Consider the following 24,687-nt stretch of genomic DNA (forward strand, 5'->3'; position numbering starts at 1 on the left):
CTCAACTTTTGCACGGAACACTGCACGAGCCTTGATCACCGGTATTGCCTATAACCTGGTTCAGCTCTTTAAACAGCTCTTTGTCTCGGAAGACCGTCGTTCAACCATCTCCTCGCTACGGTTCAGTCTCTTTCACATCGCCGGTAGGATTACTTGGCACGCCCGTCGTGTGGTGATTCATCTTGCTTCTAACTATGTTTACAAGAACTGGTTTAGTCGGCTCATGGACGAAGTCCATCAGTTGGCGACCTGAACTGAATAACTGAATAGGTCGTGCGTCGAGCCGAAAACTGGGTCGGTCTATTCGTGGTGCATCGATCACCAACTTCTCCGCTCAGTCAGTATTCGCAACGCTCCAAACGTTGCTTTCAGACCGGCCAGATGCGATTTCATGTCCCAAATACCGAGGTGAATAATCCAGGTTAAATCCTCTGACTGCAACGTCCCAGAAATTTGGTTGGCATCAACTCTTTTAACCAGGGTCTCAATAAACGTTGGCAATGCCGAAAATTTGTCACCAAACCAGATGAACTTAACAGACCGTTTTGCCCAATAAAAATCCGCTATTTTCTGGTTCTGGAATCTATCGGCGGCACTATTCTCACTCGAATTATATTTCATCAAAGCATACTTCACTAGTTGAACACCGGGAATTTCAAGAAGGGAAAGTACTTCCTCCTCTTCCATGCTGCATCCAATAAATAGGAACACGATTTTTTTCTTATTACTGAAAAATTTCTGAAATTTTTGGCGGAGTTCTGTATGTCCGAAATATAGATCTGAGTATGAAGTAGATGAACTAACGAACATCCGAACATTCTTAATTGGCATCCCATGGATATGAATTATGCTATCGATTTGAAATGAAGTGGGCATTTCAGTTATATCAGCGTATCTAACTGGTTTTTGCGCAAGTTGGCGGGTAATTGAATCCTCAATTTGTTGATCATAGTTCGTTGTCACAAAAGTTGTATGCATTCTGACAAGCTGTTCCAAAATCTGATTTCGGCCTTGAATTGGCGGAAGTTTTAAGAATATATAGTGTTCACATTCATTGACAACTTCGGAGTAAATATTTTTGGATTCTAACTTATCATGCGATACTGCTTCTGAATACTGCTCGACAACATAATTAACAAGGTCTACTTTTCGCTTGTTGGTATAGTTTGCATTGCGTAACCATTCCAAAAATACGAGATCTTCTCGATTCACTTCCTTACGTTCAGTATCATCACGGTCTACAATCACATCAAGATGGAACCTCCAGTAATCAATCAGCTCAAGAACATAGTGATTCCAATCTGGATATCCCTGTGAAATTGAAACACCTGCACCAATGACACATACGAGAGATAGTTCCCGCTGAGCTGATGAGATGTCCGTCACCATCTGATTGATCTCCTCTTCTGTATTAAATCGATGTAAAGCTGAATCGTCACACATTCAAAACTCCTCCTCCCAAGCAACACATCAAAAACCACGGTTGAATATTCGTCACTGTTCCGCCTGGAAACGTGCCAACCCTCTCAGTTAAATTGAGAACTACTATTTTATATACAACAAGCTGTTGTTTCTTCTTTTCCTTTCATTTCTTCTCTTCTTCCGCAGGCCGATTCGATGTTCCAGGTCTTGCTTACTCGCACTTAAGTATAAAAAAACAGAATCTAGAACTGGTCTAGACTCTGAATCAATATTTCTGGGATGTGACGTCTTACCCAAACGAAATTTTTATTCCCATTCAAGCGTATCTTCAGCGGCGCTAACCCGCGCCATCACTAGCTTTCTACACTACGGATGCCGTTTTGGCGGGGAGTTTGGCGGGGCTTAGCTGGTCATACTTTACCGCCTGATTCCCCACGAACCGCACCTGATTCTGACCCGCCGTTTTGATTGTGATGTTGCCTGCAATCTGTTCGGCGATGTCAGCATCCAGCCCACCCCACAAGTGCGAGTAGTGCTTGAGCGTAATCTCAGGTGACGAGTGGCCTAAGCGCTTTGACAACACCAGCACCGAGACGTTGAACTCATTGATGAGATACGACGCGTGACTGTGGCGCAGCCCTTTGCCTTCGACCGGGTGCACCTGCGCCAGCTTGGCGTAGCGGTGGATAATCCGCGAAATCGTCGACTTGGTCATCGGCAAGCCGTCATAGGTCATGATGAAGTCATCAATCCCACCCAGCCCGAAACTCGTCTGTATCTCGCGCCATCGCCGCAGAATCGCCACAGTGTCATCATCGAGCGTCAAGATCCGCTTGCCGCTGTCCGTCTTCGTGTAGTCGTGGCGTTCCCAGTCATGCCGGTTCTTCATCACCAGCATGTGGTCAACGTGTAGCTGCTTCTTGGCGAGATCAACATCCCGCCACCACAGCGCAGTTCCTTCATTGACCCGCACGCCAGTCAGGAAGTACAGCCACAACATCACGAAGTTCAGGTGCCCGTATACATCATCAATGCAGATTTGCGCGATAACTTGTTCAAACTCAGCTTTCGTCCAAAACGGCACACTGCTCTTGGCCTTAGGAATCGCCTTAACTCGCTTTGACACATTACTGGACAGGTACTGCATCTGTACCGCGTGGTCAAGGGACTTGCGGAAACAGCCGAACACTAATCCAGCATAGCCTTGCGAGTAGCCCGCACCACCGTCTTTCTCATCCGTGAGCAACCACGTGCGGAAGTTCTGCACGTCAGTGATGTCGATGTCGCGCAGCAACTGGTCGCCAAACCGTGCAATACAGATGTCAAAGCTGCGATTACGGACGGCAAAGGTGCTTCCCTCCACGTCAGTTTTGTACGCTGGGATATACGTGTCCTTCATGAATTGGCGGTAAGTCATGCGGAAGTTCGTAAACCCATGCGCCTCATGATATTCACGTTTTACCCGTGTCAGCTCCTTGTTTGCAGCAAACGCGGTACTGAATGGCATTCCTTGACTGTCCTTCCGCCCTTTCTTGCGGACGCGCTTGCCACTCATCTTGTCGGTGCCTAACTCGGTTTCATAGTAGAAGTTACCTTTGGCGTCTATGAATACGCCTGGATATTTGGTTTTACTCATTCTCAACAGCTCCATTCATCGGTGATCCGAGAATGGACTCAACGACAGAACGCGGCACGCGCCCTAAGTTTCGGTTGAGATACAAGGGATAACCCTTTTGTACCATCCTTTGCTTCGCTTGTCTAATGATATCGCGCGCGGTGTGCTGCTTGAAGCCTAATGCCATCAGATCTTGATAGCAAACAAAACTCTTATCCAATTACGTCACTTCCTTCTCACTGATTGAAGTGAGATAATCAAACCAGATAGGATCCATATCTTATCTGTGAAGGGTGGCTACTTGCTTTGGTCGGCGTAGTCATCCTTTTTGATTTGCTCACTTTGTTCTGAATCAATTAACACGCCATTGCGTTGGTGCTGGTAGTGGTGAATCAAATCCCAATGGCGTTGCGTTAGCTTGCCGCCGTCAATGATTGCCTTCAGCTCAGTGGTGCCGTTGTACTGATCAATCAGCTGCAACATCTTCAGTGACGGCGCGACCTGTTTCTTCAGCCAGCGGGTAATGTGTGCATAACTCAATGGTTCAGGATTGGTAGAAAGTTGCAGCTTGTCACGATTGTTGCCAATGAAGGCATCCCAGCGTGGATCTGTCGCCCACTGACTCTTAGCTTTGTGGCTCGGCGTCAAGAAACGCAGGTAACGGTTGATGATTCCAAAAACCACTTTTTCTGGATCACGTTCCGCCAACAAATTCTTAATTGCCGCAGCGGCGCGTTTGCGACGTAGCCGGACTTCAAAGCGCGTGCGAATCGGCTGGTCTTCAATCGCAATCTCAGGGTGCTTCTGGTGTTGCTCAAAAGCCTTGTCGTAAATACAGAAGTAAACTTCACTTTGCGGCGACCCCAGATACAAAGTTCTGCCCGATGCCTCCCACTGCTTCGTACGATTATCTCGAAAGCCGTGGAAACGCGAGGTGAATTCATCGCGGTCACACTTCTCAATCAAGGTCGGCACATCGAGTAAACCATTACGATCATTGATGGCGAGGTCAACGCGAGTGAAGTGGCCGCCAAGCGCGATGCACGTCTCTAGGAAGTCGTACCAGGTGCGATTCTGCTGACGCAAGTAAGATTCAACATAGCGGCAGCCTTGACCTTTCAACTCAATCATCGTGCCGCTATCCTCACTAGGATCATACCCGTCTGCATTCACATCTTGATATGGTGACAGTAGTACGTCGATTTCACCGCATTTTAAGGTGGCCGCGTATCCATAACGCGCGCCTTCTTTAAGATTGAAATGATTGAGGTTGAGCTGGAACAACTCGGTTACCAGTTCTTCATAGTCGTGCGACTTGAAAGTAACGCCCAAGTAATCAATACAGACGTCAATATTGTTCTGACCAGTCAACGATCTCATTGCTAACGTCAACCGCAACCGCGCTTGTTGGTTGATTGGCTTATTTCCCGTCAGCAACTGATTCAGATGCGATCGACTGTAATCAGCCGTCTTCGCTAATTGACCTTGAGTAATCTTATACGTGCGCATCTCATCATGAAACTGGTTTAGCCAGTCGGTATTCGTCATCCCGCCGACTAAGTTCAAATCTTTCAGCATGTTAGCTCCTTTCGAAGCAACCTGACAGCAAAGCCGCCTTTCTGCTTACGCAAAGTGGCTTGCCACCGGCGCTTTCGTCCTACTTACGTGTATTTTGTCTCTAATATTTGCCCCCCTATTAGAGACCGGGGGCTTGTGGCGGCCGGCTAACGCCGACCGCCGCCGCTCGCGCTAGCGGCTTTCGCGCTGCACGCCGCGCACGGCGGCGTACGTTGCAAGACCCTTCCGGAAGGCCTGTGAGAACTTTCGCTCTCAACATATACAGACGGTTTGTAGGACGCGTTTTGAAACTGAAAGTTGTTGAACTGTAACAGGATTTTAATGTTACTGGCTAACGGACGTGACGATACAGACGGCGCTACTGGCCCCCAAAAAAGACATATTGATTCAATTTCTAAGCAATTTCTAAGCTCTTCTGCAAATAAAAATACCCATATCATCAACGGTATTGGCCGAGATATGGGCTTTGAAGTTGCTGAATAGAATTGATGGTGTTGACGAAATCGGAAGTAGGTGTAGCGAAAGAACTTCTAAAGAGATTTTCCAATAATTCTTGGCTGCTCATCCGGTTACATTAATCATCCCTTTTTCTTACTCGAACAGCGAGTAACGTCGGTCACGTAGATCAAATGCCGGCTTAGTCCCTTCAAGGACATCAACAATTTGCGTATTAATATCTTTATCCTCTAGGGCTCCGCTGACAAATGCAAACGTATTTGTGTTTTTGTCCATAGTGGCAACAATCACTTGATCGGCATCCGCCGCAATGGCAATGTTTGGATTATGCGTAACAACAATTATTTGTCGTTGCGTTTTCGCATATCGTAAATACGGCACCAAATGCTTAAATATGGATTGATTATCTAAGTTATCCTCTGGCTGGTCAATTACAAGCGGATATTCACGCCGCGATAGCCCCAGATAGAAAATAAGAAGTACTAGTCCTTTCTCACCAGCAGACAGAGCCTGTAATGGACGCTTGTTGTACATGAGCCGTAGTTCCGCGTCTAAAAATTCGAGACCGAACAAATAATCGTATGCAGTGGCCCGATCTCGAAAGATTCCTTCTAAGCCGTCAAAGTCTGGTCGACTAGTTTTTTGGTCGTTCTGATAAAGCACTGCTTCAATGAAATCAATCACTTGATTCGAGATGGAAACGTCAGTTTTATCCAACTCTGAATTAATAAAATCTGCGGCTTCACTAGATCCTCTTAGTTTTCCAGCTTTTCTGCCGTCAACATTACTGAGTATGGTCTGGACAAATCCTGATACTGGCTGAATGGTTCCAACAAATTCAACACCGCTGTCTCGCTCTGTGTTAATACCGTTTTGTTGATCCACATTGTTCAGCACATCAATGTACTGCTTAGCGTCAAGATACAGTCCGTCTAATTGCCTCCCTTTTTCTTTAATCAGATTCAAAATCTGCTCAACAAGAGAATGGCGTTGCTTATACAGCTCTGCAATTTGGTTGGGAATCTTATCTGTGCAATTCTGAATCTCCTCCAGAACCGATTTTTCAGAATCAGTATCTAACCCTTCATCCCCTATTTTTAGAAGAGATAGTTTTGAGTTCCAAGCTTCTAAAGCATCATGGTATTGTGCCTGTTGCTTACCCTGGATACTCATCTTACTATCCAGTCGATTGATTTCTTTATTAGATGTTTCGATTTCCTTTGCTGTCTCATCAATTGCTTTTTGAAGTTGGCTCTTTTTGCTTTCAGCGGCAGCCTGACTCTTTGAGAGACTCGATTGACGATTTGACGAGATATTGGCCGTAATTTGCATAGTCTCAGTAAGTTCTGTAATTTCAGTCAAATTTGGTAAAAGTGTACTATACTTCTCCACAAATTTTTTGACAGTTTTGTTATATTCATTAATCGTATTAACTACTTTGTCAGCGCTATTTTGCAATTCATTCAAATCTAATATGAATTGTGAAATATTTCCTTGTTCCTTTTCCTCAGTCTCTTTGAACCTCTTGTTAGTCTTCAGCTTATCCACTAAGCCTTGCCTTTTCTCGCTTTCATCAGATTCTGGATTTTCAATTAGCGGCTTCTTCGGTGGATTTGATTCCATACTCTTAATTTGAGCTTGAATAGTATGAAGTTTCTCTTGTCTCTCCTCAAGGTAACTGACTTTTAATTTTGATTCTAATTGCAGAATGTCTATATTCACTTTTTGCAATCTAGTTCTGGCATCCTGAATGCTAGTTGTGTACTTTTGCTCTAGTTTTTCAATCAGAGTTGCCCAAGAACGCTGTCCCAGACGTTTACCTTTCGGAAGCGCGTCAAACACAATCTTCTGGACTTCTTTAGACAGTTCTTCGTCGCTAACGGATGAAGCTATTTTTTCGATATAACTCTGTGGTAAGAATTCAACTTTCCCGTTCGTACTTGAAGGCTTCTGATCTAACTTTAACCAATCGTCTTCGGTCCCATCGCACCATCGAAGGCGTGAGCTAAACCTTGAACCATACCTTGATTTGTCGTTAAATCGATGCTTTGACAAGAACGAAGCATCGTTCAAATTACGTGATTTACCATCAAGCCCGAGTACATCAGCAAGCGCACTTTTACCAGCTCCTTTGTTTCCAATGATTGTAACTAGTCCTGGGTTTAACGGTAACTGCAATGAATTTCCGTACCAATCCGATTTTCCATCGTCACTCCGTACATCAATCTCGGAGATGGTCGAATTTTTCCTCAACCCTTGGTCCTGCAGTTCCTTCGGAATAACCTTAAACGAGATTCGACCAGCTGGTTGAGAAAATGCTTCTCTAAGTCCATCAAAAGTCAGTTCCGCTTTAATCCATGTCACCGCTTCATCTTGATATGCTTTTGGCGAATGAATATCACTGTTTACTGTGACTGGTAGTCCGTCCAAATCTCCCGTGCATACGTATGCCACCAAGGATTCCGCAGACTGCTCCGAATTAGTGTCTAGAAAGTCAACCTGTGACCTGAAGTCATGTCTCAGTAAAGTCTTAAAATCTCGATTGGGATCATCCTTAGAACCGCTTAATCCAGTCGCCTTTCCCAAGCCATTACTCTTCTTCCCATCATGCACCGATATTAGCCCATGCTGTTCGTCACGTACAAATTTAACAATATCTGGCAATGAAACATATGCAGTCTGTGGATTATCTATCAAATTATGGCGACGAGCAAAGGCTCGAAAGTCTTCTGCAAGCGCATGCATATCCGACATTTCAGAAAATATCCCAATTACATGCAAATTCGAGCTAGCCGTATCGGTCCTCAGTTCCACACCCGGAAACACCGTAATGTTTAAGTTCTGGTCTGAAATAATCTTCCGGATGTTTGCAATCCGCTCTTCGTCGATTAATCCATGATCCGTTATTGCTGCTGCAGAGATTCCATACTTTACCCAAGCTGAGACCAATTTAATGTCATGATCCGCTGCATTATAATTAGAATCATATGAACTTGCAGTATGCACATGTAAATCCCACTTATGCCAGATTGATCCAATCGCTGACATACAACTACCCCTTTTCATCATTCCATAAACATAAATTACTTACCGCTAGCTATTTAATCTTGCTCAGATTTCAATCGAATCATGATCGACTGTACGGCTGCTTGAATGGTTGCAATATCAACTATGAACCACTCACGCGGCTTAACAATTCGCCCGTTAGCTGCGGTAATATCTACATCCAATTGATATTCTGCTAATGCATGATGTAACGCAGTTTCCAACGCTTCCGCTTTCAAGTTCACCACTTTAATTTCGCCGACAAGTCGTACTGGACCATATAGATAAGTTGACTCATTATCGGCGTTGGCAATTCTTGCCTGTACGGATCCGGTTGTAAACCCAACCTTGTATAGTGGATGCTCAGCTTGTATTCGCTTAATCTGAGGGTTGTCGCTCAAAGATTCCAGTATATATATGAACCCCGTCACGTGGTCGTCACTGGTCAGCTCAATCCCATGCTCAACTTCCGTAACAATCCTGCCTTGACGTCCATACAAAGATGAGGCAAGCCCATTTCGAGTCGGGTTGTTTTCAGTCCCGTTATCATAGATCACATGCATTCTTGCATCGGTTTTCCGGTTGCTATTGTCATCAAGTTTGATTTCTTCGCCAATCTCATCAATGTACAGTAACTGTCCCTTAAGAACGTAGAAGTGCTTGCTCAGCAACTCATAATTCTTGAACGGGCGAAGCTGCCGCTGACCAGAGGCAATTTCAGCCTGAACCTTATGGAACATAGCCTCATACTGACTGAATTCCTTCATCGGTTTACGCTGAGAAATCACTTCCGGACGATTTTCTTGCTCACGCTGAATTTCGTTGAGCTTCTTGGTATCGAACAACTTACTACCAGAAGCTTGCTGATCACTTTTCTTAAACAGAATGGAATCATCGCTAAGAATATCATCCAGCGATGAGAAATCCTGCTTTTCGTTTTTCACAATTTCATTCAACGCTGGGCCGTCTTCATGAACACTTAGTAACCCTGCTGTATCATACGGCATCAACAAATCCCGACGCTCAGGATCTTCACGGATACCTTTCAATCGACTTGCCAACTTGCGCTGTTTCATCTGTGAGGGATCTCGCAGCTTCTGTGGCTCGCTACCGTCATGAGCAATCACCCACTCGGTAATCTCTTGAAATCCTTCTACCGTGGGATCATAGCTTACAGGAGTATGCTTGGGTTTGCTAGCGAGCAAAGACGTTGCGTCTGGATCACTAAAAATGTCATCTAGCGACCGAATCAAGTTTTGATTATCCATTCTGCTGCCTCCGTGCCTGCATATCCCTTAATTTAGCAAGCGCATACGCCATCTTTACCTCAAGCTCGTCGCGACTTCCTTTATCTGGTTCCCGACCGTTATCGGCGATAAATTGCTTAGTCTGATTGTACAGGTAGACGAGTTCAGCCTCATCAAAGTCAAACTTCTTAGCGTCAATAGAACGCTGAATTGTTCGCAAAACGTCACTGTCAATATTCTGGGACAGCACTTCATATGCCCGCTGGAATGGATTGATGGAATCAATTAAGTTGATATCCAACTCGTTGACGTTGATGAACTTATCAGCCATTCGCAAAAATTCATTGGTGTTGCCGTGCTTGTCCGTAGTTTGATCCACGACAGCATGCCGCAGCACAGTGTCTGCTACCGCGTACTGACGGACTTCTTCGACTTCCTCATTATTTAGCCCTGGGTAGCGGGTCATAATGACTTTAGGAATCAGTACCTTGTTCATCGTCTCAGCGTCTACATTAGCCGCAATACCATTCTTCACCGCGTTATCTTGCAGGATAGCCGCCTTCAGGTCAGGCATGTCATTCTCAATGATGCTCCGAACCGCCTTAGTCGACGGGTCTTTCAATCCTCGGACAAAGATGTCACCACCATTACCTGAAGACTTTTCTGTCTTATGCTTGCGTGCTTTCAGGTGAATCTCCGGAGCCAGTACTTGTTCCATCAATAGTGAGGCAGTAATCGCCTTAAGAATCGAGTTGACCGCATATTGAACGTCACCGTCTTTGGCATCCGGCTGTTCAATCATATTGGTAAACTGAGCATGCGTCTTATTGGAGCTATCGCGCGTAACCCGACCAATGATCTGCACAATTTCCGTTAATGAACGGCGATAGCCAATAGTCAACGCCTGTTCAGCCCACGGCCAGTCAAAGCCTTCTTTGGCCATTCCTAACGCAATCAGGATATCCAGCTGATCAGCCTGCTTCATCTTACGTAAGTATTCTTGAACCTTATCGCGGCCCTCTTCATTGACTAGGTCAGCAACCTTCAACGAACGCCCGTCCACATGACTTTTCAGCGTGTAGATACCCGTCTCGTCATCCTGTGATTCAACCGTGCCAATGGTATCAAATATCGCATCAACCTCATTGTATTTGTCCTTGGTTGATTCACTGGAATTAACACTAGGAATATGAATGATGGTCTTCTTAGACACATCTACCACCTTGTCCAAAACCGTGATATATGAGCCCTGATAGAACTTGTAATCAATGCCAAACGACTTCAGATACTTGTAGCCGTCCAGTTGTTCGTAATAGGTATAATTGACCTTGTCAAACTGTTGCTCATCTCCCGGCGTTAAGATTGGCGATGAATCGCCACGGAAATAAGACCCCGTCATTGCAAGAATATGAGCCGTTGAGTTGTGCATAATGTTCTTCAGCGCACCACCAAGGACAGAACTGTCTTCAGAGGAAACATGATGGAACTCGTCAATCGCTAACATTACGTTGTCGAACTTGTGATCATCATCGACTTTCTCATACGCAAAGCGCAGCGTGGCGTGCGTACAAATTAGAATGGTAGCCGTATCGTCGTTCATGAAATCAATGAATTTCTGAACTTTGCCAGCATCTCCGCCATTTAGAGTAAGATCATATTGCGAGTTTACTGACCAATCTTCATAGAAACCAAACTTCGCTAACTCGGTGTGTTGGAAAGACTTCCCAATCGAGCGTTCAGGAACGGCAACGATAACCTTTCGAACACCTTGATTAGCCAGCTTATCAAGCGCAACAAACATCAAAGCCCGTGACTTACCAGAAGCTGGTGGGGCCTTGACTAAAATGTACTGTGAACTACGATGCTGGTAGACACGCGCCTGCATCTCACGCATGCCCAACTCATCTGTATTCGTACTTCTTCCAGTTTGATGATAATTTACATCAACTACATTTCTATTCTCCAAGAGACTTCACTCTTTCTTCGTACATTTTCAGTAACAATGCCAATCTTTGTGAATCATCTTTGAACCCTTCGGATTTATATGCCTTATCCACAACGTTATCTAGGACCTGATGCGCAGCCGCTAAGCGACTATTCATTGGCTTCGAATTTTTTTCGGCTAAAGGTGACCCGTATAACTCAGCTAAAGTACCATTCTCTTCTTCACGAATATCAATAATATTGAACACTAATGATTCAATTTCATCTTTTCGTCTTTCTGAGAGGGCAGGTACTGGGAACGTGTTGTAGACTAACCCCGTTGAGTACCTGTAATCAGTCTTTAACCTTCCACCAACTGCGCTTAACCAGACCATATGCATTTTTGATTCTAGAAGCCCCAGGAGCCAGATTGGGGCATCATAGATGGCATAGGCTAGATTTGATACAACCGTATCGTTCCCAACAATTCCCATAGGAACATATAGCCGGTTTGAAGATGATGCCGATGGAATTACAATTGTTTGATTAGAGGTTTCGTGAGGACTACTGAAACGATATGGAGTTTGCGCTAGTTTTCTAGTGGTAATTGCTTTACTGGACAGGCGATGTTTTCTCGATTGAGAAATACGCTCCTTTACAACAGGATTATTAGCAAACGTCTCATAATCATTTTTATTCAGCCATAATGCGTAGCGATGAAAACCATTAATGAACTCTTGAGCTCCAATAAATTTTTTAAAAACCGGTTCTAGTTCAGGATACATTTGAACTGTTTCATCATATTCATCTTGTGTAAATATCAGTCCACCTCCGTCATTAGGCATGCTTCCAAATAGTAACTCAGGTAGTCCCTTATTCAAGTTTTCACTACGCTTGTGTACTAGAGTAGATTCACCCTCGCTTAAATAAAACGAAATGTTTGAAACGTGTTTAACTGAATCCCCCAAGAACAGCTTCTTATCTTTGATCATGTCAGAACTTGCAAGCTGCACAATGACAACAATCACTTTTGCGTTGTTCTTTGCACTATTATTCCATTTAAAATTAGAGTATGCCGATTCTATTTCAACGCCTAATGCTCTCACTTCTGACCATAGAACGGCCACTTGTTCGCCCTGTACTATCGAATTCGTCGAAACAAAGCCTAACTTCGCCTTAGAACCAGCAATATACCGTGCTCCTTTCATAAACCATCCGCTAATATAATCCAGAGTACGGGAACCTTGAACACCGTTCATAATCCGTTGAATATCACTCCGTTGTGCGTCAGTCTGTTTCTTTGATCCCAAATAAGGAGGATTGCCAAAAATATATGCTTCCTCTGTATTCGAGATAGCCATTACTGTACTCCAACGGACTTCTAGTGCATTTCCGTTTAACACGGCGCCTGCATGACGCAACGGTAACGTAGGCCGGACTGCATCACTAATTTGATCATGAAGCTTCACATTCATCTGATGCTCAGCAATCCACAACGACAATCGCGTTACATCACATGCAAAGTCGTCAATTTCAATTCCATAGAACTGATCCAGCGTAACCGATGGAACATACATAGTTGAGACACCAATATTGTTAAGCTCAATTAGAATATCAATTTCAAGCTGCCGTAATTCCTTGTAAGTGATAATCAGAAAGTTACCAGAACCGCAGGCCGGATCCATGAACTTGATTCTGCCAATTCGGTCATACAATTGCTGCAACTTATCTTCATTACCCTTGGCAGAATCAAAGTCTTCGCGTAATCCGTCCAAAAACAGCGGCTTGATAACCTTCATGATGTTCGGCACAGAAGTATAATGCATTCCAAGATGACTACGACTGTCTTCACTGGCAACCGCCTGAATCATCGAGCCAAGGATATCGGGGTTAATCTGATCCCACTTGAGCAGCTCCCCAGCTTCAATAATGAGCTTGCGAGACTTGGCGCTAAAGTGTAAGGATTCATGCTGATCTTTGAACAGGTCGCCGTCAACATATGGGAAGTCGTTCAACCAACTAGGAGTATCGACTGGCCGCTGACCCTTCTCAAAGTCCAGCACGCCAAAGAGACTACCGATGAACTGGTCAAAATTGCTACCGTCATCAGCAGTCATCTGCTTAACTCGATTAGTGAACAAGTCATGTTCAAAAATATTGGTATCTTCAGCAAACAGGCAGAACAGAATACGAATCAGAAATAGGTTCAATCCTTTGCGTGTTGCATCCGGGTTATCTTTAACCACGACATCGTATAGCTTTGCAAACCGTTCAGCCGCCCGAACGTCAGCAGGATTTTCCTTATCGAAATCAGCCTTTTCAATACCGTTCCATGCTAGAAAGAAGTCAAAATACTGTGGCAACTTCGCGAATTCGATATCGAGCGTCTCGTTAGTCTTTGTATCCTTGGCAAGCAAGTGCTGGTAATCCGTAACCAGAAGATAACGCGGCTTGGAACCAAGTTCGTCAACTCGTTCTTGCAGGTTAGCATAGTCTTGCATTAAATCGCCAGTTCCCTCTCTGAAGTACAACTTATTTTTCAGATAGACCGCACCCGCTTCTTTCGCTAGGTTGTTCATACCTTTGCGTAACTTGGTAACAGTTGCTCTGGAAATGTCGTAAACGCCCAGAAAATCATAAATAAACTCGGAATGATCCGGTTCGCTTACGATTTCTTGAATTTGATCTTCGTACTCGGTGATTGCCATTTTGCTCCCCCTACATGGTGTTCTTAGGCTAATTATCTAATAGAATATAGCAAGCTACAAGAAGGTATTAAACAATGTATAGCGCTTTCTCAAATGATTACAAAAATCCCCGCCAGCTCAGACCTCATTCGGCCCAAACTTGGCGGGGATTCTGGCGGGGAACGTAACAATTCCCCCGCCAATCGTATCCTTTGTATCTTCCGAAAATGCCGTTAAATCAACATTCCGGGTTCGATTTACATGTACCTTTTATTCCCACTCTGTTGCCCTGAAAAGCCGAATGAGCGCAAATGGGCGCCGTTAAAGGCTTTTGAATTTCGATAAGACCGATTATATCACAAAAAACAGCTTTGGAAGCAGCATAAAAGTTGTACGGTGCAAATAGGAGAAAACTTCATATCAACAGTAAACGTAGACCCTCAATGTCCGAGCGGTCTATTTTTATTTCCTGTTATTTATTTGTCTCCGACTTATTCACCGATGAATAGTCGCCCGTTAATTTTCTAAATAAGATAACAGGATTACGTTGCCGAACCGTGATTCAGCTTCAATTTTTTTGCACTTAGTTCACACGCTGCTACCGAAAAATAAGAATGGAGGAATTACATTGATGAAAGTAGTTCGGCGAACCTCCGTATTCGCCGCTTTAATTGCGATCTTCGTCCAGCTTTTTATCCCAGCCTCAATGGCGATTGCCGCCAGCATGACCAACACTAAGGTCGCTGACTGGACTAACACTTGGCACTTGCATCTGTTCAATGGTTTGCATTGGACAGAAAACGGTATCTGGATGAAGAAAGTGGACGGTAAAGTTGCCTTCTGTGTGGAGCACGGGGTCGATCTCGATATGAGCGGCTCCGGCTACAACCCCAGCACCTACTCCGACGCTAAGAAGGATCAACTAGCCAAGATTGCATACTATGGCTACCATCAGAACCCAACCAACCGCAACTACGCCGTGACCCAGATGATTATTTGGGAAACACTCGGCGATTCGTTGCTGACGACGACGAATAAATCCTATCAGTCTGAAAAAAAGTTGATTCTTGATAAGGTCGCTGCACATGATCGCAAACCCTCCTTCAACGGCAAACAGATCACGCTCGCAGTCGGTGATTCAATCACTTTGACTGATACTAACGGACGGCTCGCGGCTTTCGCCCAGCAAACAGCGAACACCGCGAATCTCAAGATTACGAAGTCTGGCAATAAGCTCACGCTGACGGCCACTGCCCAGTCGAAGGAATCCGGCAAGGTGGCTTATGCGATTGCCAAAGCTGCCGACGTGGGCACCTCTTTCGTCTACACGAAAGGCTCACAACAGAAACTGGTCAACTTCAAGTTGTCCAGCAACGGTGAGTTCAGCCTGCCAATCAAGGTCAACTTAAATGGTAACGTGAAAGCAAAAAAGGTTGACGCCGATACTAACAAGGGGCTGCCGGGTGCCAAGCTCAAGTTTGAATACAATGGCACCACCAAGGAAGTCACGACTGGCACTGACGGCTATGCCGCTCTGAACGGGATCAAAGCAGGTACCAAAATCAAGATCAGCGAAGTCACTGCTCCGAACGGCTACGTCAATAAGGGTGAACTCAAAGAAGTCACCATCGAACCCGGCAAGACCGTTGAAGTTGTCCTCGGCAACAAGGAACAGCTCGGTAACGTGACCCTCGCCAAGATTGGGCGTGAGTTCGGCAGTGATATGTTCAATGCCTATTACTCGCTTAACGGCGCCGTTTATGGAATCTACACCAATAACGGAGCACGGGTTGGTGCAATCACGACCGACAGCAATGGTAAAGGAACCTTGCAGAACCTCAAGCTCGGTAGCTACTACGCGCTGGAAGAAAAAGCCCCTGCTGGCTACGTTCTGAATACGACTAAGCTGCCATTTGAATTGAAGTATGCTGGTCAAAATGTCGCGGTCACCACTGCTCACGTCGATACGACCGATCAAGAACAACGTGGCACTGCCACCATCGAAAAAGTTGATGCTGTTACGGGTAAGCAGCCACAGGGCGCTGCAAGCCTTAACGGCGCTGTCTACGAGCTCCACCGCGCAGCCGATGACAAGCTCGTGAAGGCAGTGACGATTGCCAATAATTCAGCGTCCGTTTCCGGTTTGGAACTGGACGATTACTACTGGCAAGAAGTGAAGGCACCGACTGGCTACGTGCTTGACCCACAAAAGCATGCCTTCAAGCTGGCTTACGCAGGTCAGAACGTCACCACTGCAACTGCCACCACGACGGTCAAGGAACAAGTCATCACCGGTAATCTCGACTTGCTCAAGTACGGGAACTACGACTGGACAACCCAAGTCAAAGGCACTAAGCCGGTCATGCTCAAGGATACTCAATTCACCGTGACCAGTAAGACCACCGGCAAGGTGGTTCGTACCGGCCTCACCGATGCCCAAGGCTACGTGAAGTTCACGGATTTGCCTTACGACACCTACACCGTTACTGAAACCAAGACCCCAACAGGCTACAACGGCATCAAGCCGTTCACGGTTACTGTTGACGGTACCCAGAAGTCCCAGCATTACAGCATCGAAAACAAGGTCATCGAAGAAACGCTGCGTGTAGTCAAAGTCGATACCGAAACTGGTAAGACCGTGCTGCGCGCTGGTGCAATCTTCCGGATTAAGAACCTGCAAACCAACAAGTACGAAGTCCAGCCAACTGCCGACAAGGCCGGTACGACTGATAAGTTCGCTACCGACAATTCCGGCGAGTTGATCACAGCCGAAGCGCTCGGCTACGGCAAGTACCAACTCGAAGAAGTTCAAGCTCCAGAAGGCTATGTACTGGCTAAGGAACCAGCCAAGTTCACCATCGATGGTAGCCATAAGGACGGCATCGTGGTCATTAAGTTCGCTGACCTCTCCCAAAAGGGTGTCGCCACCTTGACCAAGACCGGGGCTACCCCAGTCGCCGTCGAAAAGGTTGAAACTGAATACGGCGATCAGTACAAATTCAATTACGACTATACCGCCCTCGCTGGTGCGAAGTTCGAGTTCAAGGCAGCAGAAGACATCACAACGGCTGACGGTACCATTCGTGCCCACAAGGGTGACGTGGTTGCCACTAGTACCACTGATGCTCAAGGCCAGATTCAAACCCCAGAGTTGTATCTTGGCAAGTACACGGCAACTGAAATTTCTGCACCAAATGGTTTCATCATGAACCCTGATCCGATTGCTTTTGAGCTCAAGTATGCCGGGCAAGAAGTGACGGTAACCTCTACCTCACTTGAAGCCAAGAACGACTTCCAACAACTCGACATCACGCTTAACAAGCAAGAAGAAAGCATTACTGGCTGGAAGGACAACCTCCCAGAAATCAAGAACATTGCGGCTAACGGCCAGATCTTCGGCCTGTTCACGCAAGGCGAAACCAAGATTGGCGAAACTGTGATCCCATCTGAATCACTCGTCGCCACCACGACGGTCAAAGACGGTAAGGCTGAATTTGGCGCAATCCAGTTGCCAGAAGGCTACTACTACGTCAAGGAACTTGATGCTGGTGAGAAGCACGACTTGAACACGGCTATGTATGGCTTCCACTTCCACACCACCGACAACGAGAAGATCAAACGCATCGACCTCAATGACGGCAAAGTGATCAACAACAAGCTCCATGAAAACGAACTGTCATTCAAGAAGATCAATGAAGTTGCCACGCTGGTTTCGGGTAAAGGCTACTCCTATGCAATGACCGGTAACGCTGCTGGTGCGGTTTTTGAACTGCTCGACGCTGACAAAAAGGTGATTCAGACTATCACCGTCGGCAAAGATTCCACTGGCTCCATCAAGCACCTACCAGTCGGCACCTTCTATCTCCGTGAATCCAAGCCTTCTGCCACCAACCTTGTCTTATCGAAGGAAACTCTCAAGCTCGTGTCTACCAAGGACGGCGTGACGGTCTTCGATAGCAAGGACAAGCAGATTGGCGAGACAAAAGCTGACACCAAGAAACCAACTATCGCCTTTGAACTGACCAACGACTTGATCAAGGGCACGGGAGAACTGACCAAGACCGATGTTTCTACCGGCAAGCGGCTACCAAACACCGGCGTCCGCATTCTGGATGAAAACGGCAAGACGGTTGTATCTGGTCGCACTGCCAAGAACGGGGTCTTCTCCTTTGGCAATCTGCCTGCTGGCAAGTACAGCTTCCAAGAATACGATGCACCAAAGGGCTACAAAATTAGCGAAGCCCTCGTGCCATTCGAAATCACTAAGGATGGTGAAATCGTGAAGGCCGTCATGACCGACAAGCAGACGCCTAAGCCTGGTCTCCCACAAACCGGTAACGCGACGTCTGGTTGGCTCTTCGTCATCGGTGTGGTACTGCTGCTCGGCGTCCTCGCTGCAATGGTTGTGATCGGTGGTGCCAAGAAGAAAGACGGCAAGTAACATGCGCATTTCTTCTATCAATATGTACCCCGATCCCGGTGGCGACGTGCTGCTCCAAGGAGACATCGTATTGGATCATGTGCTGATCTTGAAAAACGTGAAGCTCATCGAAGGTCAGTATCGCTGGTATATTCAGTTCCCACGATACGCTGATGGCCGCACGGTTCACCCAATCTCCAAATCGTTTTACGACTATCTGCTCCAACAACTAACCGAATACTATCACCAAGCCACAGCCGAGTAGCCCAACTACCCGGCTTTTTGAATACGAAAGGAAGACTTCAACATGGAACTCAAATTTGTTGCACCAAACATTGAAAAGACGTTCGGCCACCTGTACTTCGGCTCGCTCAAGCGCGAACTGTCAGAAGGTGATCGCGACAATCGCAAGGTTGTCTCCCGCACTTACGAGTTGTTCTCCGACTTGCAGCGAACCGACAACATCGAAATCACCATTCCAGCGAAGAAAGGCGACAAGGCTGAGAGCATTGAAGTTGATGCACCAGTCACCGTCATCAAGCCACGCATTGCGACCGTTGGCTACCGAATCGGTGAACAAGCCTTTGTGCGCTACATCTGCAATGCCGACGATATTGTCCCAGTCAAATAAAAGAAAAGAGGAACCCACATGCGATTAGCAGAAGGCATCGTTATCGACCTAGAAGAAACCTTTGGCGTCTTGAAATTCTCCGGTCAGCGCCGCGAACGCTTCGTGCAAGACGAAGACGGCAACCGTACCGACGACGTGAAGGAACGCACCTATGACTTGAAGTCTATGAAACAAGGAATGATGATCCAAGTTTCAATTCCGGCAGAGGCTGGGGTCAAGGACTTTAAGTACAACCAGATTGTGACCTTGATTGATCCCGTGATTGACACCGTGGCAAACGCGAACTTCAACCGAGTTGAAACCTCGTGGTACATGAAGGCCAAGGATCTCGTGATTGCCACCGCACCGGTCAAGCCGCAGGAGAAGCCAAACAACAATGACAAGAAATAGCTCATTGCCCCACTCCTCGCGCGCGCCGCCCGCTGCGGCGGTTACTTGTCACTAACGAAAGGAGTTGATCCCTGATGATGACTCCCACATTGACCGTAGTTGGTCGTGAAGTGTTCATCGACGACTATAACGAAGAAATCGACAACGACTACCGCCTTGACCCAGACGAGATCCTGCAAGACATGGTGGAACTCATGGAAGACAGCCCCGAATCCTACCAACACCTGCATATCGACAGCGAACAAACTAACGACGGCATGAATAAGTTGTTCTCGTTCACTTCATACGAAGGTGAAGATGGCTTGCGGCTCTCGTATCTGGGCGTCAGCGATGAATGAAAGGACTGGTGACATGGCACAATCACTATGCATTGACGGCTTTTTGGAGGACTATCCCGCACTAGTTAACCCTGACTTTCACGATCCTAGCCCAGACGCTTTGATCGACATAGTAATAATAGCTGCTGAACAGACAACTGCTGGCGAACCATTTTCAATTTGGGTAGACGGCGAATGTCCCCGCGATCACGAATCCAAAGAATTCAGCTTCAATATCGACACCGAATACCGACAACCCGCTATCAAATATATTGGCGTCAAGTAACGCCCAAAGGAGAACACTATGAATGATCAAGTAACTCTCGTCAATCTGGACGATTTTCAACTTCACTACGAACACATCGCTGATTTTGACAACGGCGCATCACCCACTGGTGACGTTATCATCAACTTAATCGACGCAGCTAATCACGCGATTCAAGCTGGCATGAATGCTTGTGATTTGATTTTAGCCAGTGAGCAGTGTGCGAAACCCGAAGCCTATCTCCAAGGCGCGCGCTTTGGTTTCAACGTTTCAAGTAGCCCACTTGGTCTTGTAATTGGCTACGACGGAGTGAACATTGACGAATGAAATTCACGTATCGTGGTACACGGGTCTATCCCCGTCAACGCAGCCTAGTCTACAACACGGCCATAACCGCTGTGCTTTGCTTGTGGGTAACCGGGGCTGCCATTGCCTATTGGCCGCTGCTAAGACAAATCAACTTGAAATTCTTTAGTTGGCCGGACGTGGTGGCACTGCGTTGGTCATGGCTGCCGCTGATTATTAACAGTTTATGCACAGCACTACTCTTTGGTGCTGGCTTGTGGGCATATCGAACTTGGTTTGCGGATTCCTACAAGCAGATGGAACACCGCCAAAAGCTCGCCCGTATGATTATGGAGAACAAGTGGTACCAAACTGACCAGTCCAACAGTGAGAGTTTCTTCAAAGACTTAGGCTCCACGCGCACCAAAGAAAAGATCTCGCACTTTCCAAAGATTTACTACCGGCTCAAAGACGGGCTGATCCACGTTTCCGTTGAAATCGTCATGTCTTCCTATCAAGATCAGCTCCTGCACTTGGAAAAGAAGTTAGAGGCTGGTCTTTACTGTGAGCTGGTCGACAAGATTCTGCACGATTCTTATGTCGAGTACACCTTGCTTTATGACACCATTGGCAAGCGTATCACCATCGCCGACGTGACTTGTGAGCATGGCTCCATGCAACTCATGGAAACTGTGGCTTGGCACTATGACGCGCTGCCCCACATGTTAATCGCTGGTGGTACGGGTGGTGGTAAGACCTACTTCATCTTGACGCTGATTGAAGCCCTGCTGAAAGACGGTGCCCAGCTCACTATTCTTGACCCGAAAAATGCCGACCTTGCCGATCTTGCTGACGTGATGCCAGGGGTTTATTCCAAGAAGGAGGCCATGATGGGTGCACTTGAAACCTTCTATCAGAACATGATAGCGCGCAACGAAAAAATGAAACAAATGGACGGATACAAGACCGGCGAGAACTACGCCTATCTTGGATTACCCGCCCATTTCCTAATTTTTGATGAATACGTGGCCTTTATGGATATGCTTGGCCGCGATGCCATGCAAGTCATGTCCAAACTCAAACAGATCGTCATGCTTGGTCGTCAAGCTGGCTTCTTTCTCGTATTGGCTTGCCAACGGCCTGACGCAAAGTATTTGGGCGACGGGATACGCGACCAGTTTATGTTCCGCGTTGCGCTTGGGCGCATGAGTGAGCTGGGCTATTCCATGATGTTCGGCGAGACCAACAAAGACTTCTTCCAGAAACCAATTAAAGGACGTGGCTATGTGGACACTGGCGGTAGCGTGATCTCGGAATTTTACACACCACTAGTGCCACGCGGCTATGACTTCCTCACCGAAATCGGCGCCGCCGCTAATATCGTTCCTGCAACCCCAACAGAACAGGAGGTGCCAAATGAGCACTGATGTCAAAATCGAAAACCAATCGCAATTCCTCAACGACTTTCACGAAAACGTGCCTTTCCAATCTGACGAAGACGCGGAAGACCAACTTGAATGGTTGGCGCTACACGCCCACGAGTACCCAGATTCACGGATCTGGATGGGCGCTCCCGGCGGACTGACCACTGATCGTTTTCCGAAGCGTTTTTGGTTCAACGTCACTACTGGCGACGACGATGGCTTGATCATGACTTACACCAACGTCGCAGATGAAGGTGATGAAGATTGTTTCTAATAAAGAAGCACACCATAGACATGTGCTTAGCCAAGATTAAAGTTAATTTCGCTAGATTTAATTTGATTATGCTTAACAATTGCCTGAACAACTTCAATACCAATTTCCTTTGAGAAACTTTTATTTTCCGTCACGAATGCCTGTTGCTTTTGCGAATACTGTTCAAGCAACGCAGGAAGCAACCCGGCATAAATGTAGGATGTTGCTCGAACCATCTTATAGAACCAATCGCGTTCACTTTGACCGTCAAAATTAAGCTCAGTTCTAGGTAAATCCATCACCAAAGAGCGATCCTCATTCAATGCGCTGATTGTCGTCAAGACCGTATCACTAAGATCCAATCTAAGACTCTTAAGATCATACCCGTTGCTGACAAATGCTTTGGTAATAATTAGATCTGGGATGTTAATAGAGGAGCCGACAATTTGATTGGTATCATCGGCTATGATTCCAGTAAACCCAACAATATTGTTTAGGTTCAAATCTGGAAGAACCTCCTCGTGTCTGTTATACGAATAGTATAGCCAAACAAAGAAGTCACTCGGTATAAGATCCTCCATTTCTAACTCATGAACTTTCTCGCTTCCCACGAGATAATCAATTCGTCCAACGTCTGGTTTGTAAGAAGACACAACGATTAGATATGACTCGATGTCAGTGTCTTCCACCAAAAGCACAGTTACGTCATTTATGTTCACTCGGCGATCTCTTTCAAGTAACTTGCCATCAGAATCGGTTCGCTTATTTCTGGGATACTCAACACTGGCTTTGGCCCAATAGCATTTTTTGAGGCGATTTGCACTAGTTGGGAAGTCTACGAGTTGAAATACGGATTCCCACTTATAGACGTATCGTTCAACATTCGGCAAATTTTTTACTATTTGATCTGAATAAACAGCTTCAGTTCCAACGTGAATTTGATTAACAAATTCGGTCAGTCCCCGTGGTATTTTAATTTTCTGAGCTTTTGCACGTACAACTCGTTTTTGTGATTGAACCAAATTAGCCCACCCTTACCTGCATCTGCGAAACGTCAACATGAACCAACATTCTGAACAAAAATCCCCCACGTCCCTCAACCAAGAGTTTGACGTTTCCCTTGTTCGACTGTGGTTGCAATATTACAGGAATCTCGATAACGGTATCCTCACCAGATGATCTTACTCCTTTTGTAAAATCGACTCTTAATTTTCCTTCATCGGACATCTCTGTATATTCTAATTCTGCTTTTCGATCAGGACATTTAACAAGAACGATGTCAGCGCTCGCTATCAAATTAAATGTCAATCGAAATTGTCGGACTAGTAGCCATCCAAGCCACGGTAACTCGCAGACCTTAACCGTCATCGTAATCGGCTTCGGTTCGTGTTTTTTGAGTGGCAGATTTACGCTTGACCTTGAAAAGGAAATCTCGAACTTACATCGCCTAAATGCCATTCGCATGAGTGGATATATTAGCGCGCCGGGAACTGCAATCAGCACAGCTGTCATAAAAATCGGACGGAGTTGTTCTGGCAAGCCCAATTTATTTTCAATTGAGAGTGCAAAGCCCAGATGTCCTGACCAGTACAAAATCGGCAAAAAAGAAGATACGAAAATCTTCTCAATTCCGTCTAGTGATGTTGCCCAATACCCTTTCTTCATAAAAGAACCTGCTCGATAACTTTTTGCAGGTTTGAAGTCGCAACAGATCGAATGTTCACAACTCCAAATCGGGTAATTTCAATTCTAGTTTTCGCATTGTCAACAAGCGAAATCATCTGAATACCTTGAAAATCAATTGACAAATTGCTTTGAATCAAACTCATAGTCGACTCAAAGTTTAATCCTATTTCAGGATCATCAAAATCAATCAAATCAGATAAATGCTCTTTAACAGAATCCGTCCAGCTAACATCTCTAACCCGGAAAGAAAAGCGGCTTAGTGCTTTAGCCAGTTGAACAAATGAATTGTCATCGAAATCATAGCTACTTATCTTCCGTTTTGAAGCAGCTTCAATATAATCGGTGCTCTCAAGTGTCTGTATAAAATTGTCAGGAGTATAGGTGACTGCAACATGATAACTGTCTTTCCTCGAAAAAACGCCAAAGAATTGCCCCCAGTTCATTGGCGTTTGACGCCGATTGTATTGACTTAGAAGTTTTATCTGCGTTGCCACGTGAGTCACCCTCCTCTCTTCCGTTGTGCTATCATCTACACATTTTACTCCATTCCATATATGAAAGGAACGGGTCATGACTCTCATTAAAAATATTCAATTCAAAAATCGGTTTACCGAGGACTACGCCGCCCAGATCAAGAATGCCACTTTTGATGACGCCGAAGACGCCTTGATGGAGCTTTGCGATTACATTGAACCGTGGGAAGACGGTGATCACTGGCTGGAGCTGACCGCTGACCGTACCATATCAGGCAAACCCGTGTACTTCTGGTTCACGGCTGATATTTCTGGCGACGGCATGATTCTCACCTACCATGACTGGGCGCACCATTACTAATCGGCTACATTCCATCATCAAGACAAAACCTTTGAAAGGAGTATGACTATGCCTACCCAATCTATTCAGCAAGGCTGCACCCTGCCGCCACGCGCGGCGTGCAACGCGAAAGCCGCAAGCGTGAGTGGCAGCGGTCGGCGCCAGCCGACCGCTTACCCCCAGTACTCTAACAGGGGGGTATTAAATACAACGCCTGTGCCTGAACACAA

23 protein-coding genes are annotated in these 24,687 nt (G+C 46.0%); 12 read left to right on the forward strand and 11 right to left on the reverse strand.

The window, feature by feature from the left end; genetic code table 11:
• Positions 1-253, forward strand: a 253-nt coding sequence (locus ACKTSG_RS08105; RefSeq protein ID WP_407891817.1) for a transposase, incomplete at its 5' end; no start/stop codon positions are given.
• A 65-nt stretch (positions 254-318) separates the two neighbouring features.
• Here ACKTSG_RS08105 and ACKTSG_RS08110 read toward each other — a convergent pair.
• The 4 genes from ACKTSG_RS08110 to ACKTSG_RS08125 form a co-directional block, all read right to left on the reverse strand.
• Entirely contained in the window at positions 319-1,443 is a 1,125-nt protein-coding gene (locus ACKTSG_RS08110) for an SIR2 family protein (protein WP_407893694.1), read from the reverse strand.
• Between the two features lie 340 nt (positions 1,444-1,783).
• The gene (locus ACKTSG_RS08115; protein WP_407893696.1) at positions 1,784-3,058 is read right to left on the reverse strand and encodes a tyrosine-type recombinase/integrase; all 1,275 of its coding nucleotides are present in this window, start codon (positions 3,056-3,058) and stop codon (positions 1,784-1,786) included.
• Positions 3,051-3,257 carry a DUF3173 domain-containing protein gene (locus tag ACKTSG_RS08120; RefSeq protein WP_003575700.1) on the reverse strand — a complete coding sequence of 69 codons (207 nt, stop codon included), beginning with the start codon at positions 3,255-3,257 and terminating at the stop codon, positions 3,051-3,053. Before ACKTSG_RS08120 ends, ACKTSG_RS08115 begins: the two co-directional genes overlap by 8 nt.
• A 77-nt stretch (positions 3,258-3,334) precedes the next feature.
• A complete protein-coding gene (locus ACKTSG_RS08125) occupies positions 3,335-4,615 on the reverse strand; it encodes a replication initiation factor domain-containing protein (protein ID WP_407893698.1) in 1,281 nt (426 codons plus the stop codon).
• Between the two features lie 321 nt (positions 4,616-4,936).
• Here ACKTSG_RS08125 and ACKTSG_RS08130 point away from each other — a divergent pair, with 321 nt between their 5' ends.
• Positions 4,937-5,098, forward strand: a complete 162-nt coding sequence (locus tag ACKTSG_RS08130; RefSeq protein ID WP_407893700.1) for a hypothetical protein — start codon at positions 4,937-4,939, stop codon at positions 5,096-5,098.
• Between the two features lie 108 nt (positions 5,099-5,206).
• Here the strand turns inward: ACKTSG_RS08130 and ACKTSG_RS08135 are convergent, their stop codons facing one another.
• Genes ACKTSG_RS08135 through ACKTSG_RS08150 form a run of 4 tightly spaced genes read right to left on the reverse strand, consistent with a single transcriptional unit; the run spans position 5,207 to position 13,994 of the window.
• Positions 5,207-8,119, reverse strand: a complete 2,913-nt coding sequence (locus ACKTSG_RS08135; protein ID WP_407893702.1) for a TrlF family AAA-like ATPase — start codon at positions 8,117-8,119, stop codon at positions 5,207-5,209.
• Positions 8,120-8,172: 53 nt separating this feature from the next.
• Positions 8,173-9,384 (reverse strand): GIY-YIG nuclease family protein, encoded by a 1,212-nt coding sequence (locus ACKTSG_RS08140; RefSeq protein ID WP_407893704.1) that lies wholly within the window; start codon positions 9,382-9,384, stop codon positions 8,173-8,175.
• On the reverse strand, positions 9,377-11,329 hold the full coding sequence (locus ACKTSG_RS08145) for a DEAD/DEAH box helicase (protein ID WP_407893706.1): 1,953 nt from the start codon (positions 11,327-11,329) through the stop codon (positions 9,377-9,379). The genes ACKTSG_RS08140 and ACKTSG_RS08145 overlap by 8 nt, the downstream gene beginning before the upstream one ends.
• The gene (locus tag ACKTSG_RS08150; RefSeq protein WP_407893708.1) at positions 11,319-13,994 is read right to left on the reverse strand and encodes a class I SAM-dependent DNA methyltransferase; all 2,676 of its coding nucleotides are present in this window, start codon (positions 13,992-13,994) and stop codon (positions 11,319-11,321) included. Before ACKTSG_RS08150 ends, ACKTSG_RS08145 begins: the two co-directional genes overlap by 11 nt.
• 610 nt (positions 13,995-14,604) lie before the next feature.
• On the opposite strand from ACKTSG_RS08150, the gene ACKTSG_RS08155 reads away from it, so the two are divergent.
• The 9 genes from ACKTSG_RS08155 to ACKTSG_RS08195 all read left to right on the forward strand — a co-directional run bounded on the left by ACKTSG_RS08155 (position 14,605) and on the right by ACKTSG_RS08195 (position 21,979).
• Positions 14,605-18,414, forward strand: a complete 3,810-nt coding sequence (locus ACKTSG_RS08155) for a SpaA isopeptide-forming pilin-related protein (RefSeq protein WP_272029343.1) — start codon at positions 14,605-14,607, stop codon at positions 18,412-18,414.
• Position 18,415: 1 nt separating this feature from the next.
• Positions 18,416-18,658, forward strand: a complete 243-nt coding sequence (locus tag ACKTSG_RS08160; protein WP_045137143.1) for a hypothetical protein — start codon at positions 18,416-18,418, stop codon at positions 18,656-18,658.
• A 42-nt stretch (positions 18,659-18,700) separates the two neighbouring features.
• Entirely contained in the window at positions 18,701-19,024 is a 324-nt protein-coding gene (locus ACKTSG_RS08165; protein ID WP_155287038.1) for a DUF961 family protein, read from the forward strand.
• Between the two features lie 18 nt (positions 19,025-19,042).
• On the forward strand, positions 19,043-19,414 hold the full coding sequence (locus ACKTSG_RS08170; RefSeq protein ID WP_155287037.1) for a YdcP family protein: 372 nt from the start codon (positions 19,043-19,045) through the stop codon (positions 19,412-19,414).
• Between the two features lie 74 nt (positions 19,415-19,488).
• Entirely contained in the window at positions 19,489-19,752 is a 264-nt protein-coding gene (locus ACKTSG_RS08175) for a hypothetical protein (protein ID WP_272029138.1), read from the forward strand.
• 13 nt (positions 19,753-19,765) lie between these two features.
• The gene (locus ACKTSG_RS08180) at positions 19,766-20,017 is read left to right on the forward strand and encodes a hypothetical protein (RefSeq protein WP_272029139.1); all 252 of its coding nucleotides are present in this window, start codon (positions 19,766-19,768) and stop codon (positions 20,015-20,017) included.
• Between the two features lie 18 nt (positions 20,018-20,035).
• Positions 20,036-20,323: a hypothetical protein gene (locus tag ACKTSG_RS08185; protein ID WP_046782865.1), complete on the forward strand. Its 288-nt coding sequence runs from the start codon at positions 20,036-20,038 to the stop codon at positions 20,321-20,323.
• Positions 20,320-21,708 (forward strand): FtsK/SpoIIIE domain-containing protein, encoded by a 1,389-nt coding sequence (locus tag ACKTSG_RS08190; RefSeq protein ID WP_272029141.1) that lies wholly within the window; start codon positions 20,320-20,322, stop codon positions 21,706-21,708. Before ACKTSG_RS08185 ends, ACKTSG_RS08190 begins: the two co-directional genes overlap by 4 nt.
• Entirely contained in the window at positions 21,698-21,979 is a 282-nt protein-coding gene (locus ACKTSG_RS08195; RefSeq protein ID WP_046782867.1) for a hypothetical protein, read from the forward strand. Before ACKTSG_RS08190 ends, ACKTSG_RS08195 begins: the two co-directional genes overlap by 11 nt.
• A gap of 26 nt (positions 21,980-22,005) precedes the next feature.
• Here ACKTSG_RS08195 and ACKTSG_RS08200 read toward each other — a convergent pair whose 3' ends face one another.
• From ACKTSG_RS08200 to ACKTSG_RS08210, 3 genes are read right to left on the reverse strand one after another with little or no spacing between them, the layout of a single operon-like run.
• On the reverse strand, positions 22,006-22,980 hold the full coding sequence (locus tag ACKTSG_RS08200) for a hypothetical protein (RefSeq protein ID WP_272029143.1): 975 nt from the start codon (positions 22,978-22,980) through the stop codon (positions 22,006-22,008).
• A gap of 1 nt (position 22,981) precedes the next feature.
• Positions 22,982-23,623, reverse strand: a complete 642-nt coding sequence (locus ACKTSG_RS08205; RefSeq protein ID WP_046782869.1) for a hypothetical protein — start codon at positions 23,621-23,623, stop codon at positions 22,982-22,984.
• The gene (locus tag ACKTSG_RS08210; protein ID WP_046782870.1) at positions 23,620-24,138 is read right to left on the reverse strand and encodes a hypothetical protein; all 519 of its coding nucleotides are present in this window, start codon (positions 24,136-24,138) and stop codon (positions 23,620-23,622) included. The genes ACKTSG_RS08205 and ACKTSG_RS08210 overlap by 4 nt, the downstream gene beginning before the upstream one ends.
• A gap of 76 nt (positions 24,139-24,214) precedes the next feature.
• On the opposite strand from ACKTSG_RS08210, the gene ACKTSG_RS08215 reads away from it, so the two are divergent.
• Entirely contained in the window at positions 24,215-24,478 is a 264-nt protein-coding gene (locus tag ACKTSG_RS08215; RefSeq protein ID WP_272029144.1) for a hypothetical protein, read from the forward strand.
• The last annotated feature ends 209 nt before the right edge of the window (positions 24,479-24,687 follow it).

The sequence above is a fragment of the Lacticaseibacillus salsurae genome, assembly GCF_045862175.1.
Classification (GTDB): Bacteria; Bacillota; Bacilli; order Lactobacillales; family Lactobacillaceae; genus Lacticaseibacillus; species Lacticaseibacillus salsurae.